At 57.5% G+C, this 19,637-nt stretch carries 13 protein-coding genes, 3 pseudogenes and 1 other annotated feature; of the genes and pseudogenes, 7 read left to right on the top strand and 9 right to left on the bottom strand.

Annotated features, from left to right (window positions below):
- The first annotated feature begins 291 nt into the window (after positions 1–291).
- Both ABLV04_RS23075 and ABLV04_RS23070 read left to right on the top strand, forming a co-directional pair.
- On the top strand, positions 292–2,268 hold the full coding sequence (locus ABLV04_RS23075; RefSeq protein ID WP_348816228.1) for an alkyl sulfatase dimerization domain-containing protein: 1,977 nt from the start codon (positions 292–294) through the stop codon (positions 2,266–2,268).
- Positions 2,269–2,656: 388 nt separating this feature from the next.
- Positions 2,657–2,791, top strand: a pseudogene (locus ABLV04_RS23070) (OmpW family outer membrane protein); the annotation flags it as partial.
- A 78-nt stretch (positions 2,792–2,869) separates the two neighbouring features.
- On the opposite strand, the gene ybiX reads toward ABLV04_RS23070, so the two are convergent.
- The 3 genes and pseudogenes from ybiX to ABLV04_RS23055 all read right to left on the bottom strand — a co-directional run.
- Positions 2,870–3,547: a PKHD-type hydroxylase YbiX gene (ybiX, locus tag ABLV04_RS23065; protein ID WP_032428774.1), complete on the bottom strand. Its 678-nt coding sequence runs from the start codon at positions 3,545–3,547 to the stop codon at positions 2,870–2,872.
- Positions 3,548–3,595: 48 nt separating this feature from the next.
- The gene (locus ABLV04_RS23060) at positions 3,596–5,881 is read right to left on the bottom strand and encodes a catecholate siderophore receptor Fiu (protein WP_147733773.1); all 2,286 of its coding nucleotides are present in this window, start codon (positions 5,879–5,881) and stop codon (positions 3,596–3,598) included.
- Between the two features lie 323 nt (positions 5,882–6,204).
- Positions 6,205–6,543 (bottom strand): annotated as a pseudogene (locus tag ABLV04_RS23055) (short-chain dehydrogenase); the annotation flags it as partial.
- A 162-nt stretch (positions 6,544–6,705) separates the two neighbouring features.
- Between ABLV04_RS23055 and ABLV04_RS23050 the strand changes: the two are divergent.
- A pseudogene (locus tag ABLV04_RS23050) lies at positions 6,706–6,968 on the top strand (helix-turn-helix domain-containing protein); the annotation flags it as partial.
- A gap of 47 nt (positions 6,969–7,015) precedes the next feature.
- On the opposite strand, the gene ABLV04_RS23045 reads toward ABLV04_RS23050, so the two are convergent.
- Positions 7,016–7,924, bottom strand: a complete 909-nt coding sequence (locus tag ABLV04_RS23045) for a LysR family transcriptional regulator (RefSeq protein ID WP_004203855.1) — start codon at positions 7,922–7,924, stop codon at positions 7,016–7,018.
- Positions 7,925–8,051: 127 nt separating this feature from the next.
- Here ABLV04_RS23045 and ABLV04_RS23040 point away from each other — a divergent pair, with 127 nt between their 5' ends.
- Genes ABLV04_RS23040 through ABLV04_RS23030 form a run of 3 tightly spaced genes read left to right on the top strand, consistent with a single transcriptional unit; the run spans position 8,052 to position 11,727 of the window.
- Complete coding sequence (locus ABLV04_RS23040; RefSeq protein ID WP_004203856.1) at positions 8,052–9,362, top strand: MFS transporter; 1,311 nt, start codon at positions 8,052–8,054, stop codon at positions 9,360–9,362.
- A 14-nt stretch (positions 9,363–9,376) separates the two neighbouring features.
- Positions 9,377–10,465 carry a tartrate dehydrogenase gene (locus tag ABLV04_RS23035; RefSeq protein WP_004203857.1) on the top strand — a complete coding sequence of 363 codons (1,089 nt, stop codon included), beginning with the start codon at positions 9,377–9,379 and terminating at the stop codon, positions 10,463–10,465.
- A gap of 2 nt (positions 10,466–10,467) precedes the next feature.
- Positions 10,468–11,727, top strand: a complete 1,260-nt coding sequence (locus ABLV04_RS23030) for a glycerate kinase (protein ID WP_147733774.1) — start codon at positions 10,468–10,470, stop codon at positions 11,725–11,727.
- Positions 11,728–11,943: 216 nt separating this feature from the next.
- Here ABLV04_RS23030 and trpA read toward each other — a convergent pair whose 3' ends face one another.
- Genes trpA through ABLV04_RS23005 form a run of 5 tightly spaced genes read right to left on the bottom strand, consistent with a single transcriptional unit; the run spans position 11,944 to position 18,475 of the window.
- Positions 11,944–12,753: a tryptophan synthase subunit alpha gene (gene trpA / locus ABLV04_RS23025; protein ID WP_147733775.1), complete on the bottom strand. Its 810-nt coding sequence runs from the start codon at positions 12,751–12,753 to the stop codon at positions 11,944–11,946.
- Positions 12,753–13,946: a tryptophan synthase subunit beta gene (trpB, locus tag ABLV04_RS23020; RefSeq protein ID WP_023289323.1), complete on the bottom strand. Its 1,194-nt coding sequence runs from the start codon at positions 13,944–13,946 to the stop codon at positions 12,753–12,755. The genes trpA and trpB overlap by 1 nt, the downstream gene beginning before the upstream one ends.
- A gap of 9 nt (positions 13,947–13,955) precedes the next feature.
- Complete coding sequence (gene trpCF / locus ABLV04_RS23015) at positions 13,956–15,314, bottom strand: bifunctional indole-3-glycerol-phosphate synthase TrpC/phosphoribosylanthranilate isomerase TrpF (RefSeq protein ID WP_023289324.1); 1,359 nt, start codon at positions 15,312–15,314, stop codon at positions 13,956–13,958.
- 3 nt (positions 15,315–15,317) lie between these two features.
- Entirely contained in the window at positions 15,318–16,913 is a 1,596-nt protein-coding gene (trpD, locus tag ABLV04_RS23010; protein ID WP_023289325.1) for a bifunctional anthranilate synthase glutamate amidotransferase component TrpG/anthranilate phosphoribosyltransferase TrpD, read from the bottom strand.
- Positions 16,913–18,475: an anthranilate synthase component 1 gene (locus ABLV04_RS23005; protein ID WP_023289326.1), complete on the bottom strand. Its 1,563-nt coding sequence runs from the start codon at positions 18,473–18,475 to the stop codon at positions 16,913–16,915. Before ABLV04_RS23005 ends, trpD begins: the two co-directional genes overlap by 1 nt.
- Before the next feature lie 33 nt (positions 18,476–18,508).
- Positions 18,509–18,604, bottom strand: a sequence feature (Trp leader region).
- A 159-nt stretch (positions 18,605–18,763) separates the two neighbouring features.
- Between ABLV04_RS23005 and rnm the strand changes: the two genes are divergently transcribed.
- Positions 18,764–19,627: an RNase AM gene (rnm, locus tag ABLV04_RS23000; RefSeq protein WP_023289327.1), complete on the top strand. Its 864-nt coding sequence runs from the start codon at positions 18,764–18,766 to the stop codon at positions 19,625–19,627.
- Positions 19,628–19,637 lie beyond the last annotated feature (10 nt).

Here is a 19,637-nt window from a genome sequence, read left to right as displayed (position 1 = left end):
AGTAATTATTTTTCAGCTTTGATAGCAGTAAATCCCTATCTTGTCAAATCTGTGAAAAGAATGGCGATGATGTATTTTTTAAAGGTTTTCAATGTGTTAAATGTATTTTTACTCGTGCACCTCAATAAAAAAATAATTGTCATACTAAGCTATTAATTTGAGTCTGTAGTATTGCCAAATGTAAAAAAATGGTTATCTTTACAAAATAGTTATCTACAGTGGATATGTAGATGTATGAATCACTTACTGTCGTCAACGTGTAACTGCCAATACGAGTCAAAGAGGGCTCCAATGAAACTAACACAAATTGCCAGAAGTCTGGCGCTCGCCGGGCTGATGTCAACGGTCATCCTTCCTGCTTATGCTGATATCGCACCAAAAGATGCTACCGACGCCACCAAATCAGCCAACGACGCGCTTTATAATCAACTGCCTTTTTCTGACAACACAGATTTTACCAATGCACATAAAGGCTTCATTGCTGCTTTGCCTACTGAGGTTATCAAAGGCGAGCAAGGAAACGTCGTCTGGAACCCTCAACAGTATGCATTCATCAAAGAGGGTGAAAAAGCACCAGCTACCGTTAACCCAAGCCTGTGGCGTCAGTCTCAGCTGATTAATATCAGTGGTCTTTTTGAAGTCACTGATGGTGTTTATCAGATCCGTAATCTTGACCTGTCCAACATGACCATCATTGAGGGTAAAGAAGGGATTACGGTTGTTGACCCTCTGGTTTCAGCCGAAACGGCTAAAGTTGGAATGGATCTCTATTACAAAAATCGCGGAAAGAAACCTGTTGTCGCGATTATTTATACTCACAGCCACGTTGACCACTATGGTGGCGTTCGCGGCGTCGTTGATGAAGCAGATGTTAAATCCGGTAAGGTGAAGGTTTATGCACCATCAGGCTTTATGGAAGCCGCTGTAGCGGAAAACATCATGGCCGGTAATGTCATGAGCCGTCGCGCCAGTTATATGTACGGCAACCTGCTGAAACCTGATGCGAAAGGCCAGGTGGGCGCAGGTCTCGGAACTACCACTTCAGCGGGTACAGTTACGCTGATCGCCCCAACGAACATCATTGAAAAAGACGGTCAGAAAGAAGTGATTGATGGCCTGACCTATGACTTTATGCTGGCGCCGGGTTCAGAAGCACCGTCAGAAATGCTGTGGTATATCGAGGAGAAAAAACTCATCGAATCTGCAGAGGACGTAACCCATACCCTGCACAATACGTACTCCCTGCGCGGCGCGAAAATTCGTGAACCATTACCATGGTCTAAGTACATAAACGAAGCTATCGTCCGCTGGGGTGATAAAGCCGAAATTATCATGGCTCAGCACCACTGGCCGACATGGGGCAACGAAAATGTTGTTAATCTGCTGAAAAGCCAGCGTGACCTCTATCGTTACATCAACGACCAGACGCTGCGCATGGCGAACCAGGGCCTGACCCGTGATGAAATCGCTGCAAACTTCAAATTGCCCGATAGCCTTGCGCACACATGGGCTAACCGAGGTTACTATGGCTCCGTCAGCCATGACGTGAAGGCCACCTACGTGCTATATCTCGGCTGGTTCGATGGCAACCCGGCAACCCTCGACGAACTGCCACCGGAAGAAGCAGCGAAGAAATTCGTGGATTATATGGGTGGCCCGGACGCCATCATGAAGAAAGCAAAAGAGGATTTTGCACAGGGGAACTACCGTTGGGTCGCTCAGGTTGTTAGCAAAATCGTGTTTGCCGATCCGAAAAACCAGGATGCGCGTAATCTGGAAGCAGATGCCCTTGAACAGCTGGGCTACCAGGCTGAATCAGGCCCATGGCGTAACTTCTACCTTACCGGCGCGCAGGAACTGCGTAACGGCGTGCTGAAAGGACCAACCCCAAACACTGCCAGCCCGGATACCGTGCGCGCCATGACCCCGGAAATGTTCTTCGACTATCTTGCCGTCCATATTAACGGTGAGAAAGCAGGCAATGCGAAGTCAGTGTTTAACATTGACCTTGGTAACGACGGCGGGAAATACAAGCTGGAGCTGGAAAACGGAGTCCTGAACCACACGGCTAACGCCGAGGCGAAAGATGCCGACGCCACCATTGCCCTCGATCGAGCAACGCTGAATAAGATTATCCTGAAAGAGGAAACCCTCAAACAGGCGAAAGATAAAGGCGAAGTTAAGGTTACTGGCAACGGTGAGAAGCTCGAAGAGATGCTCGGTTACATGGACAAATTTGAATTCTGGTTCAATATCGTCACGCCGTAATTTCCTCGTAATAAAAAGGCTGCTAATAGGCAGCCTTTTTAGTAAAAGCGCCAAAGATATAGCTGCCGAATTATATGCTTCGATTTACTAGAGCAATGATATCCAGCGCCTGAATCTTTAATTTCCCTACTACACAAGATGTTAGATACCAGGAGCACCTGGTACGTCATGAGCCATTACTTCAGACCCATCTCCGGATATTCACTACCTGTTCATTTCGGCTTCGAAAACCGAACTGTGGATGTTGAGTTGTTGCATTGCAAGCATAAAAACCTTCTGCAAAACAATGATTATTTCCAGGAAAATCAAGTTCTTAAAGTAGGGCTAAAAACCCTTATTTTCGCATGTAGAAACAAAGATTTTTCTTTTAAAAACATATAATTAATCATTTCTTTTGGGTGTGTCGGTGTGGTACATGGATATCGATACCGATGTGAAATTCAAAGCCAACGGCGTGGACCAGAAAGTCAGCACCCGCCTGGATCCGTGGGTGTTTATGTTCTCCGCAGGCTATCGGTTCTAACGCCTGCTGCAAACTGGCCAGCGGACGGCCAGTTTGTTGCCTCCTCACTCCTCCCTGCGATATCCCTTCGCCTGCGGATCACACTTCCGTCCACTGGCGCAGCAGGTTGTGATACATATTGAGCAGGGAGAGCACCTCTTCTCCGTCGCCAAAGCGCGTTTTGAGCGACTGGATCGTGCGGTCCAGGTCGTAGAGCATCGCGCGCTGCTTATCGTCGCGGACCATCGACTGGATCCACAGGAAAGAGGCCTGGCGTACGCCGCGGGTGACCGGGGTGACGCAGTGCAGGCTGCTGGCGGGATAGAGCACCAGATGCCCGGCCGGGAGCTTCACCCGATGCTGGCCATAGGTGTCTTCAATGACCAGTTCGCCTCCCTCATAGCTTTCCGGTTCGCAGAGAAACAGCGTCGCCGATAAATCGGTCCGCATCCAGCCCGCTTCGCCGTTCTGACGCACCGCGCCATCGACATGAAAGCCGTAGGTCTCCCCCGGCCCGTAGCGATTAAACAACGGTGCGGAAATCGTCCGCGGCAGCGCGGCGGAAAAAAACTGCGGATGGCCGCGCAGCGCGTCGAGTACGGCGGCCTGCAGACGGGCGTACAGCGGCGTGCGGGTATCGATCTGTTGGTTTTGTTTGACGGTCGCCCCCTGGCTGCCGACGGTAACCCGCCCGTCAACCCATTCGGCCTGCGCCAGCAGGCGGGCATATTCAGCCACCTGGTCCGCCGTTAGCACGTCAGGAATGTGATACATCATTGCGGTGTCCTCTCAAAAAGGTGGGGCGCGATGGCCCCACGTACAGACTCAGAAATGGACGTTCGCCGTCAGCATAAAGGTACGGGGTTCGCCCGGATGATAGCGATAGCCGCTCTTGTTGATGGAAGCCACGTAATCGGTATCAAACAGGTTGTACATATTGAGCTGCAGATCGAGGTTGCTGTTGACCCGATAGCCCAGTTTGGCGTCGGCGACCCAGTAGCCCTCGGTGTGATCCGGGGTACCGACCGCGCCATCGCTGCCCCGGCGCAGGCTTCCGACATAGCGCACGCCGCCGCCGACGGACAAATCGTTGGTGGCCTGATACTGCGTCCACAGCGTAAAGGCATGTTTCGGGGTGTAGGCCAGCGCGGAAGAGCCATCCTGCGCCACATTCTGCCCCTCCGTCACCTTGGCATGCTGCTGGGTGTAGCCGGCGATGATCGTCCAGTCCGGGGTCAGGTTCCCGGTCGCGGAGAGCTCATACCCCTCCACGCGCTTTTTGCCGTATTGCGACCAGGTTCCGTCATCGTTGGCGGCCACTTCGTTTTCAATATCGGTACGGAATAACGCCGCGCTGAGCAGCAGGCGTTTGTCGAGGATCTGCCACTTGGTGCCCAGTTCGCTGGATTTCGCCTTCTGCGGTTTAAAGTCGGTCCGGTTGGCGCTGTTGCCGCTGCCGCTGGCGGCCAGCGCGAAGCTGCTGCCCCCCGGCGGTTGCTGCGAGATGGCATAGTTGACGTAGATATTGCCCTGCTCGGTTAAGCGATACAGCGCCCCGGCCTTCCAGTTAACCAGGTTACCGGATTTGGCGGTATCGACTGTGGTGACCGGGCTGCCGGTCGACTGTCCTGGCGGGCAGGCGACAGCCCCGCGTCCGCTGCCGCCGCAGGCGGTGGCGCTGTCATATTTGGTATGGTAACTGTCGAGACGCAGCCCGCCGTTGACCTCAACCCGATCGGTCAGCGCCAGCGTATCGAAGGCATAAATGCCGAAGGTATCGGTCTGGCCGTTGGCGTTCGCCCCGTTTCTGTCCAGCCCGCCAATCGACAGGCTGCTCACCGGATGATAGAGATTCACCGCCGGGGCGGTCAGGGCGTTGACGCCATAGTTGGTCTGGTTTTCCCGGGTAAACTCCACGCCGGCGCTAACGTCATGGCCTATCGAGCCGGTATTGAAGGTCGAGGTGATATTGGTCTGGTTGGTCAGAATGCGGTTGCTGACATCTTTGGTATTAACCAGCCGTGACCAGCTCCAGGTGTTGACGTCATTGATGTCGGGGGCGGTGATATTGCTCGCGCCGCCCATCACCGCAGTCAGGAGATACTCCTGCTTCACCCGCGACCAGCGGGTGGTATTGCGCACGGTGGTATTGTCCGTCAGATCGTGTTCGAAGCGCAGGGTGCCGCTGTCGGTGGTGGATTTATCGTAATCGGAGTCGGTGCCATAGAAATTGCTGGTATTGACCTTACCGGCGGAATTGAGCGCGGCATACTTCGGCGAAGGCGCTGAATAGCCCGGCAGGCCGACGGTGGGGATCCCGCCATCCGGGGTGTTGTTCTGCCGGACATGGAGATAGTTCAGATACAGACGGGTGGGCGTATCGAGGCCGAAGGCCAGCGACGGAGCGATGCCGTAGCGCTCGTTCTCAATCTTATCCCGGCCGGCGTCGTGGGTTTTTTCGCCCATCAGGTTGAGGCGAAACGCGGCGTTGTCGCCGAAGGCCTGGTTAAGATCAAGGGTACCCCGGCGCGACCAGGCGCTGCCGATGCTGGCCGAACCGTCGATCCCGGAGTCAAGACGCGGCTGTTTGCTGATCATATTGATCGAGCCGGAGGGGGCGCTGCGGCCATAGTCCGTGCCGGCGGGCCCTTTGATGACTTCCACCTGCTGGGTATTGAAGGTATCCCGCGTCACGCTGCCGATATCGCGAATGCCGTCCACATAAATACTGTTGGAGGTGTCCACGCCGCGCATAAAGATGGCGTCCCCGGTGGTTGAGCTGCCATTCTCCCCGGCGTAAAACGCCCCGACGCCAGGGACGTTTTTGAGGGCGTCAGTCAGGTTGGTGACGCCCTGATCTTTAATGACCTGTTCGGGGATCACGGTGATGGTGCGAGTGGTATCCACCAGCGGTTTATTAAACTTGGGATCGGCGGAGGCCCCGGGAGAATAGAGCGAAGGCGGGGCGGCTTCCACCACCAGCGTCTCTTCATTATTTTTGACTGATTTTTCCGCTGCCATGCCGGTTGTCGGCGCGGCCCCCAGACACAGACCCGTAAACAATGCCAATGAGTTGAAACTGCCAAACGGCAGAGAAGCGTTTTTTTCCATGATAAATGCAGGCTTATTTTTTGTTATTCGCACATATCACGCCGCGCAAAAGCGACGTTATTCGTCGTCTGGCTTGCGCTGACCCGGCGTGACTCTATAAATGATAAAAAGAATAGTTATCATTCGCCTTAATATTTACACAGAAAGGTTGACGTTTAAACTGATTTCTTCACCCCCGTTTACAAATTTCATAAATTTTGAACAAAAAAGGCGGATTAGCTCGGCAAAGGCGGCGGGACAAAGCGGTACATGGCGTGGTGATCTGGGATCAATGACGACGGGCGGGCGCCGGAGGACGCCCGGAGGCAGGCGTCCCGGCGGGCTTACCAGGGCACCGTGCGGCCCTGGTAATCCGGAGACTCCAGTCCCGGGCGCCGCTGCTTGTCGAGCAGGACGTTCACCAGGCGTGGGATGGTCTCTTCGATGGTCAGGGGAGCGTCGGCCCCGCCGAGCTCGGTGCGGATCCATCCCGGAGCCATCACTACCAGCGGGTGGCAGGCCGAGGTGGGGCGAGCGGCGAAGCTGCGCATGAACATATTCAGCGCGGCTTTACTTCCGCGGTAGAGCTCCCGCTGGCCGCCGAGATTGTTCGTCAGACTGCCCTGGCCGGAGGACATCACGCCCAGCAACCCCTGCGGCTTGACCGCCGGCTGCGGCAGCTGGTGCGTGAGGTGTGTTGTGAGTAAAAAAAAGCCCGCACAAGTGCGGGCAAAAATACTGGAAGCAATGTGAGCAATGTCGTACTGAATACCTGAGTTATTTACTCAACTATTCAGTAATGAGAAAGATAATATTTCTCATTTAAGATATCAACCCCATCTTTTGTGCGGAAGCGATTTTTATCCAAGGGTAAAGACCGTGCGCTGCTGGATATCATCAGCGTGATGAACCAGCCGGTGCGCGATGAGCAGATCCTCCAGGCGGCCGGCGTCCAGTTGGTACAGATGCTGTTTCCGCTGCTGGTGGCGGTAGGGCGCCATGGCCCGGTGGGGGGGAGCTGGCGGATCATTTAGGGCGCGATAACACCACCGTCAGTCGCCAGGTGAAGAAACTGGAAGCCCAGGGGCTCGCCTGTAAGCAACCGAACTAAATTCTCGCGTGTTGCCGCCCCGGCGCAACAATCATCTTTTTCCGTCACAAATCACGGGTCAGCTCGTCGATGTTGTCGGAAAGTATCTCCAGTAGGGATCGCAAATAGATAGTGTTATTTCCCTGATGCCACATCGCGCTGAGGGGAAGGCCTTCGATATGTTTTTTGGGCGCGAGCTTAAGGTATTTCACGCCGTCCGCATTCATATCTTTATATGACGCAGGCACCAGAGCGATGCCCAGTCCAGCGGCAACAAAACTCAGGATAGTCTGCTTCTCTTCGGCATACTGCGCGATGACAGGCATGCTGCCACCCTCCTTGAAAATATTCATTGTCAGGTCATGGCTGTGACGCCGGGTGCCTCTTTCCGGCACGATAACCGGCTCGTGTCGGAAGTCATCGATACTGACTTCGTCATAACTGACCAGGCGGTGGTTAGCGGGCACGGCGAGCACGCAGGTTTCATTGGCGATAAAACGTGTTGTCAGCGTGGCATCAATATGTTCCGGCGGACGTACAAAGACCACATCCAGCCATCCTGAAATGAGTCGGGGGATAAGTTTGTGAGATTTATCTTCCGTAAGATGAATGTCTGCCTCCGGAAAACGCCTGACGAAAAGATTAAGCAGTTCAGGAAGTAATCCTTTGGCTGCGCTATCGATAGCTCCGATCCGCAACGTCCTTTTCTGCAACAGGCTATTTTTCCGGAATCGCTGCCGTAGCGCATCGAAATCAGCAATGACCGTTTTGGCCTCATTTAAAAAGGCGGCACCTTCAGGCGTTAGCGACACATTGCGGGTCGATCGATTCAGTAGTCTTATCCCCAAATCATCTTCCAGCAGTTTTATGAAGCGACTCAGTGACGCAGGCATCATTTCAAGTTTACGGGCAGCACGGCCGAAGTGAAGCTCATCACCCAATACCACAAAGCAACGTAGCTGATTTATATCCATTTTTTCACCAAAACCTGATTATGCAAATTATTTATATAAAGCCATGCCGATGATAAAGCGGTTCAAAACTTCATACTGGGTTTATTACAAAACGATAACAACCCTACATTACTATGGAGCATCCGTCATGAAAAACGACCTCGAAAAGAAGGTGATGCGCAAGGTTACCCTGCGCATTATTCCTTTCATCATGCTGCTGTACTTCATTGCCTTCCTCGACCGTGTCAACATTGGCTTTGCCGCCCTGACCATGAATCAGGATCTGGGTTTTTCACCCACCGTTTTTGGGCTGGGCGCCGGCATCTTCTTCCTGGGGTACTTTCTGTTTGAGGTGCCGTCAAACTTAATTCTCCATAAAGTAGGGGCCCGCATCTGGATCGCCCGCGTCATGATCACCTGGGGCCTGGTCTCTGGCTGCATGGCTTTTGTGCAGGGTACGACGAGCTTCTACATTCTGCGTTTTCTACTCGGCGTAGCGGAAGCCGGTTTCTTCCCGGGAATTATCCTTTATCTCAGTTATTGGTTCCCGGCAGCCAGACGCGCGCAGGTTACCGCCATCTTTATGGCCGCAGCACCGCTCTCTACAGCATTGGGATCGCCTGTTTCTGCCGCCCTGCTGGAGATGCATGGCTTTCTCGGCTACGCCGGCTGGCAGTGGATGTTTGTACTGGAAGCCTTGCCAGCGCTGATACTCGGCGTTGTGGTTCTGTTCTTTCTTACCGATCGTCCGGCCAAAGCCAAATGGCTGACTGACGAAGAGCGTGCATGGCTGGAAAACACCATGCAGGCCGAGGAGCTGGCCCGGGCGGCAAAACAGAACCACAGCAGCGCATGGAAAGGACTGGCGGATAAGCGGGTACTGGCTCTGGCGCTGGTCTATTTCGGTACTTCTGCCGGCTTGTACACACTTGGCATCTGGTCCCCGCAAATCATCCGCAGCTTCGGTGCTACCTCACTGGAGATTGGCTTCCTCAACGCCTTCCCGGCGGTCATCGGCGTCATCGCCATGATCCTGTGGGCGCGGCATTCTGACCGCACCAGAGAGCGCAGCTGGCATGTGATTGGTGCCTGCCTGCTGGCAGCAGCCGGTCTGATTTACGCCGGTAACGTCAGCACACTGTTTACCGTGATTGTTGCCTTAACCCTGGTCACCGCAGGCATCAGCGCCTCGAAACCGCCCCTTTGGAGTATGCCTACCGTGTTCCTCAGCGGCCCGGCTGCGGCCGCGGGTATTGCCACGATTAACTCCATCGGCAATCTGGGCGGCTTTGTCGGCCCGATGATGATTGGGGTGATCCGCGAGCAGACCGGTAGCTACACCTGGGGCCTGTACTTTGTCGCCGGACTGCTGGCTATTTCGGCCCTCATTGTCCTGATCCTTTCTGCCAGGGCGGGTAAACCGCAAACGGCAGAACTCACTCATCCTCATACTCATTAACCGGAGAATTTACTATGCGTAACTATAAAATTGCCGCCATACCTGCCGACGGTATTGGTCCTGAAGTCATCTCGGCAGGTGTTGAAGTGCTGCATGCACTGACACGCCACGATCCGCAGCTGAAGTTTGATGTGGAGACCTTTGACTGGGGGTCGGACTATTACAAAAAACATGGCGTGATGATGCCGGAAGAAGGGCTGAACACACTAAAAAAATTTGATGCCATTTACTTCGGCGCGGTGGGCGCACCGGATGTCCCTGACCACATCACACTCTGGGGTCTGCGCCTGCCAATTTGCCAGGGGTTTGACCAGTACGCCAACGTGCGTCCAACCAAAATCCTGCCGGGTGTCACCTCACCGCTGCGCAACCGCGGGCCCGGCGATCTTGACTGGGTGATTGTGCGCGAAAACTCCGAAGGTGAGTATTCCGGTAACGGCGGCCGTGCACACCGTGGCTTACCGGAAGAAGTCGGCACCGAGGTGGCCATCTTCACCCGCGTCGGGGTTACTCGCATTATGCGCTATGCCTTCAGACTGGCGCAGTCTCGTCCACGTAAACTGCTGACCGTGGTGACTAAATCCAACGCCCAGCGCCACGGAATGGTGATGTGGGATGAGATTGCCGCCGAGGTGGCGCAGGAATTCCCGGATGTGCAGTGGGACAAGATGCTGGTCGATGCGATGACGCACCGCATGACGCTGCATCCCCAGACCCTGGATACCATCGTTGCCACCAATTTGCATGCCGATATCCTTTCCGATCTGGCCGGCGCGCTGGCGGGCAGTCTGGGCGTAGCGCCGACCGCCAATATTGATCCGGAACGCCGCTTCCCTTCCATGTTCGAACCTATCCATGGTTCAGCTTTTGATATCACCGGCAAAGGCATTGCTAACCCGATAGCAACCTTCTGGACTGCGGTACAGATGCTTGAACATCTGGGAGAGCGTAACGCCGCGGCGATGATTATGGAAAGTATCGAATATGTTTGTGAGAAAGGCATTCTGACGCCAGATGTCGGTGGAACGGCCAGTACCGCGGACGTCACCCGCGCTGTAGTGGAATTTATTGAAGCCAGAGCAAATATCGCCGAGACCGTATAACCATGATAAATGAACAGCCTGCAGAGATCCTGCAGGATATTTTTCAGCATGCTGTCGACAGCGCCCGAGCCGGGCCTGCGATCCTGTCTAACCTGCCGGAAAAACCGCGTGGCCGCTGCGTGGTAATCGGTGCCGGTAAAGCCTCGGCGGCAATGGCAGCGGCTGTGGATGCAGCCTGGCCGGATGTGGATGTGTCTGGCGTGGTGGTGACGCGTTACGGTTACGCGGTGCCTGCTGGTCGCATCCGGATTATCGAGGCTGCTCATCCGGTATCGGATTCGATGAGCGAAGTTGCCGCAATGCTGATTGTGGAAGCGCTGCGCGGATTGACCTCTGATGACCTGGTGCTGGCGCTCATTTCCGGTGGCGGTTCGGCGTTGATGGCGCTGCCCGCACCAGGATTAATATTGAAAGATAAGCAGGCCATTACCCGCGCGCTACTGCACAGCGGTGCCAATATCAAAGAGATGAATCTGGTACGTCGTCATCTCTCCGCGGTGAAAGGCGGCAAGCTGGCAAGAATGGCGCAACCGGCCCGTATTGTGTCACTGATTATCAGCGATGTGCCGGGGGATAACCCGGCAGATGTGGCATCAGGTCCTACTGTCGCCGATGACAGCACGCCGCTTGATGCGCTTCGGGTACTTCAGCGCTACGGTATTCAGACCCCGGAACCTGTTCATAAACTGCTAAGCCAGCCGGCAGGCCCGGTTGAAAGCGCAGTGAACAGCGAAGTAAAACTCATTGCCACGCCGCATCTGGCTTTGCAGGCTGCCGCGCTGGCTGCGTGCAGACACGGACTGACGCCGCTTATTCTCGGCGATGCGTTAGAAGGCGAAAGTCGTGAAGTGGCCATTGTTATGGCCGGGATTGCTAAATCCGTGAAGCAATATGGTCATCCGGTTTCCGGTCCGGCAGTGCTATTGTCGGGGGGCGAAACCACCGTGACGGTAAGTCAGGGTCAGCACGGGAAAGGGGGGCGTAATACTGAATTTGCGCTCAGTCTGGCCTGTGCGTTGCAGGGAGAAAGCGGTATATGGGCAATCGCTGGCGACAGTGATGGTATCGACGGAACGGAAGATGCAGCAGGTGCGCTGGTATTCCCGGACACGCTAACACGCGGCAAAATGGGTGGTCTAAATGCGGCTAGTTATCTTGATGCACACGATAGCTATAGCTATTTTCATGCGCTCGATGACCTGGTAATGACCGGCCCAACGTTAACCAACGTCAATGATATTCGGGCAATATTGATTGCCTGACCTATCGCTCTCCTGTACCAGGGAGAGCGATATTTTTACTTTCAACATGGTGCAAATCTTCGGTATCCGCCCGCCATCAATTTCCACGTTAAAGCGCATCGCCTGGCGTCAAGGTGTCGATCATCGTTCAGTCTGATGTGCAGGCGTGCAAGATGACGTGGAAGGGGAGCTAACGCGAGGAAATCGCCGCCCGGCGCAAGGCCAGGCGGCTGACGGTCAGGCGGTTTTGGTCGCCGCCTTCAGGCTCTGGACGAAGGCTTTCAGCTCGTCGAGCATGGCCTGCGGCTCATCAAGATGGCGTTCGATGATTTTGACGATGGCGGAACCGGAGATCGCCCCGGCGGCGCCGGCGTCAATGGCGGCGCTCACCTGCTCCGGCGCGGAGATGCCAAAGCCCTGCAGCGGCGGCGCGGCGTGATATTCCGCCAGCTTCTCCACCAGATGGTGCAGCGGCAGCGCAGCGCGATTTTCCGCACCCGTCACCCCGGCGCGCGACAGCAGATAGGTGTAGCCGCGGCCATATGAGGCAATCTGGCGCAGTAAATCGTCATCCGCATTGGGCGGGCAGATGAAAATCGGCGCGATGTTATGGCGCATCGCCGCCTGGCGGAACGGTGCGGACTCTTCCACCGGCACGTCGGCGACCAGCACCGAGTCGACGCCGACGCGGGCGCACTGGGCATAGAACTCATCGATACCCGGGCTGAAGACGAGGTTGGCGTACATCAGCAGGCCGATTGGGATCGTCGGACGCTTCTGGCGGATCGCCGCCAGCATCTCAAAGCACTGCGCCGGGGTCACCCCCGCGGCGAAGGCGCGCAGGGCCGCGCCCTGGATGGTCGGGCCGTCCGCCAGCGGGTCGGAGAAGGGGATCCCCAGCTCAAGAGCATCGGCGCCGCCTTCGATCAGCGCATCGATAATTTTCAGCGACTGCTCCGGTCCCGGATCGCCAAGGGTCACAAAGGGGACGAAGGCGCCTTCCTGGCGGTTTTTTAGTTGGGCAAACAGCGTCTCATAGCGTTCCATCAGATTTCCCCTCGCGCTTTCAGGATGTCGTGTACGGTGAAAATGTCTTTATCGCCGCGGCCGGAGAGGTTAACCACCAGCAGCTGCTCTTTTTCCGGGTTCTCGCGCATCATCTTCAGCGCGTGGGCCAGGGCGTGCGAGGACTCCAGCGCCGGGATGATCCCTTCGTGGCGGGAGAGCGCTTTGAACGCGTCCAGCGCTTCGTCGTCGGTGATCGACACATAGTCGGCGCGCCCGGTGCTGTTCAGATACGCGTGCTGCGGCCCAACGGACGGGAAGTCCAGCCCGGCGGAAATGGAGTAAGATTCCTCGATCTGGCCGTCGGCGGTTTGCATCATCGGCGACTTCATGCCGAAGTAGATCCCAACGCGACCATGCTTCAGCGGCGCGCCGTGCTCCCCGCTTTCGATACCGTGCCCGGCAGGCTCCACGCCGATCAGGCCGACATGGGTTTCCTCGATAAAATCAGCGAACATGCCGATGGCATTTGACCCGCCGCCGACGCAGGCGATCACCGCGTCCGGCAGGCGTCCCTCTTTTTCGAGGATCTGCGCTTTGGTCTCTTCGCCAATCATGCGCTGGAATTCACGCACGATGGTTGGGAACGGGTGCGGACCGGCGGCGGTGCCCAGCATATAGTGCGCCTTCTCGTAGCTGCCGGACCAGTCGCGCAGCGCCTCGTTACAGGCATCTTTCAGCGTGGCGGAACCGCTGTGCACCGGGATCACTTCGGCGCCCATCAGGCGCATACGGAAGACGTTCGGCGACTGGCGCTCGACGTCCTTAGCGCCCATGTAGATACGGCATTTCAGGCCGAGCAGGGCGCTGGCCAGCGCTGAGGCGACGCCGTGCTGGCCGGCGCCGGTCTCGGCGATAATTTCGGTTTTGCCCATCCGTTTGGCCAGCAGAGCCTGGCCCAGTACCTGGTTGGTTTTGTGCGCGCCGCCGTGCAGCAGATCTTCGCGTTTCAGGTACAGGGTGGTGCGGGTCCCTTCGGTCAGGTTCCGGCATTTGGTCAGGGCCGTCGGACGACCGGCGTAGTTTTTCAGCAGGTCGGTGAATTCCGCCTGAAAGGCCGGGTCCTTCTGCGCGCTGACAAAGGCTTCTTCCAGCTGGCGCAGGGCGGGCATCAGGATCTGCGGCACATACATGCCGCCGAATTCGCCGAAGTAGGGGTTCAGTAAAGTGCTCATTATTGCTCCTTAATATGCGCGCAGCGTCTGGAAAACGGAGGCCAGCTTGCTGGCGTCTTTAATCCCGGGTTGCGACTCTACGCCTGAATTGAAATCGAGTCCGGCACAGCCGCTTTTGGCCGCTTCCACACAGTTATCGGCGCCAAGGCCGCCGGCCAGCATAACGTTGCGCAGATCCTGGCCCTGCAGCAAGCTCCAGTCAAAACGCTGGCCGCTGCCGCCCTGGCCGTTGTCGAGCAGATACTTATCGACATGGCGGAGTGTACGGGCCGGCAACGTTTCGCCAACGCTCAACGCTTTCCAGATGCGGACGTTATCCGCGAGGGCGTCGCGCAGCGCGTCGATATAAGCCTGGTCTTCATCACCGTGCAGCTGCACGGCGGCCAGCCCCAGGGCCTGGGCGCGGGCGACCACCTCGTCCAGCGGCGCATTGCGGAAGACGCCGACGTACTGCAGCGGCGCGGCGGCGATCACCGCTTTGGCCTGGGCATCATTTACCGCCCGCGGCGAGGTCGGGACGAAGATCAGGCCGCCGTAAATGGCGCCGGACTCCCAGGCCACCTGGGCATCCTGTGGGCGCGTCAGGCCGCACACTTTGTTCTCGCCGAGCAGCACGCGTTTGACCGCCGCTTCCAGATCCGCCTGCTCCATCAGGGCGGAGCCGATCAGGAAGCCGTTGGCGAAGTGGCTCAGCTCACGCACTTCGGCATAGGTATGGATGCCGGATTCGCTGATCACCGTGACATCCGGGCCGAGACGCGCCGCCAACTGACGGGTGCGGTTAAGGTCAATCGACATATCGCGCAGGTCGCGGTTGTTAATGCCCACCACCTTCGCCTTCAGAGCGATGGCGCGCTCCAGCTCCTCTTCGTTGCTGACTTCGGTCAGCACGCCCATATTCAGGCTGTGAGCCACCGCGGAGAGCTGACGATATTGTTCATCGTCGAGCACCGAGAGCATCAGCAGGCAGGCGTCGGCCTGATAGTAGCGCGCCAGGTAGATCTGGTAAGGGTCGATGGTGAAGTCCTTACACAGGATCGGCTGCGGCGCGACCTTGCTGACGATCGGCAGAAAATCGAAGCTGCCCTGGAAATATTTCTCATCACACAGCACCGAGATCGCCGAGGCGTAGTGTTTGTAGATGCTGGCGATCGCCGCCGGATCGAAATCTTCGCGAATCAACCCCTTCGACGGCGAGGCCTTTTTGCACTCGAGAATAAACGCGGTGCGGGTGCCGGCCAGCGCGTCATAGAAATTGCGCTGCGTCGGGACGACCTCATTCTGAAAACTGGCTAACGGTTGTTGTTGTTTGCGGGCTTCCACCCAAATCGCTTTGTCGGCAACGATTTTTGCTAAAACGGTCTGCATTCTTTACCCTCTTGCCGCTAAGGCGGTCACTCTGTCATAGGCCGCGCCGCTGTGCAGCACATCCAGTACCTGCTGAGCGTTAGCTTTCAGATCTTCATGCCCGTGTAAACGCATCAACATGGCGACGTTGGCGGCGACGGCGGCTTCGTGAGCGGCTTCACCTTTACCTTGTAGCAAGCGCGTCAGAATGTCACGGTTTTCTTCCGGCGTACCGCCCGCCAGCTGCGCCTGATGGTAAGGCGTCAGGCCGAAGTCGTCGGCGGTCAACTGATAGCTTTTGATTTCTCCGGCATGCAGCTCGGCGACCACCGTGGGCGCATGCAGCGAGACTTCATCCATCCCGCCGCTGTGCACCACGGCCGCGCGCTGATAACCGAGTACGCGCAGGGTTTCCGCAATCGGCAACACCAGCTCCGGGCTGTAGACGCCAATCAGCGCCAGCGGCGGATGCGCCGGGTTGATCAGCGGTCCCAGCACATTAAACAGGGTACGGGTCTTCAACTGCTGACGGACCGGCATCGCGTGGCGGAAACCGGTGTGATACTTGGGCGCGAACAGGAAGCAGACGCCCAGCTCATCGAGCGCCGCGCGGGATTTATCGGCGTTCATATCGAGATTAATGCCGAAGGCCGCCAGCAGGTCGGAAGAGCCTGATTTACTGGAGACGCTGCGGTTGCCGTGCTTCGCCACTTTTAATCCACAGGCGGCGGCGACAAACGCGCTGGCGGTGGAGATATTAATGCTGTTGCTGCCGTCGCCACCGGTGCCGACGATGTCGGCAAACAGGTAGTCCGGGCGCGGGAACGGCGCGGCGTTTTCCAGTAGCGCGGTGGCGGCGCCGGCAATTTCCTGCGGCTGCTCGCCGCGCACTTTCATGCTGACCAGCGCGGCGGCCAGCTGTTCAGGCTTCACTTCGCCGCGCACCACAGCGGAGAACAGCTGGTGGCTCTCCTGCTGACTCAGGGTTTCCGCCTGGTACAGTTTCTCCAGGATCGGCTGGAGGGTGTTGGTATGCTCCAGCTTCTGCAGCGCCCAGGCCAGAGTCTGCTCCAGCAGTCGCGCGCCCTGGGTGGTGAGGATCGATTCCGGGTGGAACTGGAAGCCGCACACCCGGTCCGCATCGTGACGCACCGCCATCACCATGCCGTTGAAATTGGCGTTAATCGTCAGCCCGGCGGGAATATTGCTGCCGACCAGCGAGTGGTAGCGCGCCACCGGCAGCGGGTTAGCCAGACCGGCAAACATCGCCTGGCCGTCGTGCTCAATGCTGGAGGCTTTGCCATGGAGGATCTCGCCCGCCTGGCCGACATAGCCGCCGTAGGCTTCGACAATGGCCTGGTGGCCGAGGCAGATACCGATGATCGGCAGCTTGCCCCGCATGCGGGTCAGCAATTCCGGCATGCAGCCGGCTTCGCTTGGCGTACCCGGGCCAGGGGAGAGCATCAGCACCGGGTTGTCCATGGTGCCCAGACGCTCAATCAGCGCCTGCGCCGGAACGGAGTTACGGTAAATCACCACGTTATGGCCGTTGGCGCGCAGCTGGTCTGCCAGGTTATAGGTGAAAGAATCGATATTATCGAGCAGCAGAATGTCAGCCATCAGAAAATCTCCTTCGCGTGATGGGCCTGGGCAATGGCGCGCAGCACCGCGCGGGCTTTATTTCGGGTCTCATCCGCTTCCGACTGGGGAACCGAGTCGAGCACAATGCCGGCTCCGGCCTGGACGGTAGCGATACCCTCCTGCACGTAGGCGGAACGGATGACGATGCAGGTGTCGAGGTCGCCGTGGGCGGTGAAATAGCCCACCGCGCCGCCGTAGCTGCCGCGTCGTTTACCTTCGGCGGCGGCAATCAGCTGCATGGCGCGAACCTTCGGCGCGCCGCTGAGAGTGCCCATGTTCATGCAGGCGCGGTAGGCGTGCAGCACATCAAGATCCTGACGCAGTTCACCCACCACCCGGGAGACCAGATGCATGACAAAGGAGTAACGGTCAACCTTGGTTAAATCGGCGACATAGCGGCTGCCCGGGGTGCAGATGCGGGCCAGATCGTTGCGCGCCAGGTCCACCAGCATCAGGTGCTCGGAAAGCTCTTTGTGATCGGTGCGCATTTCCAGTTCGATACGGCTGTCGAGATCGCGATCCAGCGAACCGTCGGCGCGGCGGCCGCGCGGCCGGGTGCCGGCGATGGGGTAGATCTCAATCTGACGGCTGACGGCATCGTACTTCAGCGAGCTCTCCGGCGAGGCGCCGAACAGGGTGAAATCGTTGTCCTGCATAAAGAACATATATGGGCTGGGGTTACTCTTCTTCAGCACATCATAGGCGGCCAGCGGCGACGGGCAGGGCAGCGAGAAGCGGCGGGAAGGGACCACCTGGAAGATTTCCCCGGCGCGGATCGCGCGCTGCATTTTGCGCACCACCGCGCCGTACTCTTCATCGCTCTGGTCAACGTCGCAGCGCATTTCGGCCACGGTGGTGACCGGCAGCGGCAGCGGCGGCTCGTTCAGCTGCTGGCGTAGCTGGCTCAGGCGCTGCTCCAGGCGCTGTTTTTCACTCTCCAGCGGCGTGAACAGGCTCGCCTGAATGCGGGTATGCTTGGTCTGATGGTCGATGACCAGCAGGGTCTCCGCCAGATAGAAACAGTAGTCCGGGCAGGCGGTGTCGCTCTGCAGCGGCGGCAGATCTTCAAAGCCGGCAACCAGGTCATAGGCGAACAGGCCGCCGAAGAACATCGCTTCACGCTCGTTGGCCGGGACGGTCACCAGCTCCTGCAGGAGACGGAAGGCGTCAAACACTGACAGCGAGCAGAGGCGGGCGTCTTCATCGAGCAGGGAGCTGACCGCCGGGAAGGTCAGGATGCGGCCGTTGGGCTGGCGCTGATTGGCGATCCCGGAGGGCAGCGCGCCGTCCAGCAGCTCCAGCAGCGCGGCGCCGTTGGCGGAGAGGGCCTGAATGGTGACAGTGTCACCGAGGGCAGTGATGCGCAGCGCGCTGTCGACCAGCAGCAGGCTTTTTAAGTCATCTTTGCTGTCGATGTCAGCCGATTCCAGCAGCAGGGTGGCCGGACGGGCGCCGCACAGTTGGTGGAATAACGCCGTCGGGTTCTCCCGGTAGATGGCGTCGCTGGTGAGAAGCTCGAGTGCCGGTTTGGATGTTTGCATTATTGTTCTCGCCTGTTCGTATTATTTTTGTCCAATAAAAAGCCCGCTCATTGGCGGGCCGGGTATCTGTATGCTGAATGCAAAACGCGATCACGCCGCCCGTTATCAGGAGGTGCGCCACCAGCTGTGCAGAGTGATAAAGTGCATTTTCATCGTGATACCCCTTCATGTGAACTTGCGTACTAGTTAACTAGTTCAATGGAATAAAGTCAACCCTTGTTTGCAGATTTTCTCTGCCTGTCGGTATGATAATGCGCTTATTTACGTTGATGTCCAGCAGGAGTCCTTTTGAGCGACAGCCAATACGCAGTGATTTACGATCTGCACAGCCATACCACCGCCTCTGACGGGCGGCTGACTCCGCAGGAACTGGTCCATCGCGCCCATGAGATGCGCGTTGGCACGCTGGCGATCACCGACCATGACAGCGTGGCGGCTATCCCGGCGGCCCGGGAAGAGATTGCCCGCGCCGGATTACCCTTGACCCTGGTGAACGGCGTCGAGATTTCCACCCTCTGGGAGAATCACGAGATTCATATTGTGGGTCTCAATATTGATATTGCGCACCCGGCGATGACCGCCCTGTTGGAGGAGCAGAAAGCGCGGCGCCAGCAGCGCGGGCAGATGATAGCCGAGCGTCTGGAGAAGGCGCGCATCCCCGGCGCCTGGGAAGGGGCGCTGCGGCTGGCGGACGGTGGCGCCGTCACCCGCGGCCATTTTGCCCGTTTTCTGGTGGAGGCCGGCCACGCGAAGAACATGGCGGAGGTCTTCAAAAAATACCTTGCCCGCGGGAAAACCGGTTACGTGCCGCCGCAGTGGTGTACAATAAAACAAGCAATTGATGTCATTCATCATTCTGGCGGCAAGGCGGTGATAGCCCATCCCGGACGTTACGATCTTTCCGCCAAGTGGCTGAAGCGGCTGTTGGCCCACTTTAGCGAGCAGGGCGGTGATGCCATGGAAGTGGCCCAGTGCCAGCAGGCGCCCCACGAACGCGCTCAACTGGCCGCCCTGGCCGTGCAGTTTGGTCTTCTGGCGTCGCAGGGATCCGATTTCCATCAACCCTGCGCGTGGATCGAGCTTGGCCGTAAGCTCTGGCTCCCTGCCGGCGTCGAAGGCGTCTGGCACAGCTGGGAAGCGGCCGCCGAATAAAAATTGAGAG

Origin of the sequence: Klebsiella sp. JN_Kp127 (genome assembly GCF_040062505.1) — a bacterium.
Lineage (GTDB): Bacteria > Pseudomonadota > Gammaproteobacteria > Enterobacterales > Enterobacteriaceae > Klebsiella > Klebsiella quasipneumoniae.
This window is presented reverse-complemented; position numbering and strand designations above follow the sequence as displayed.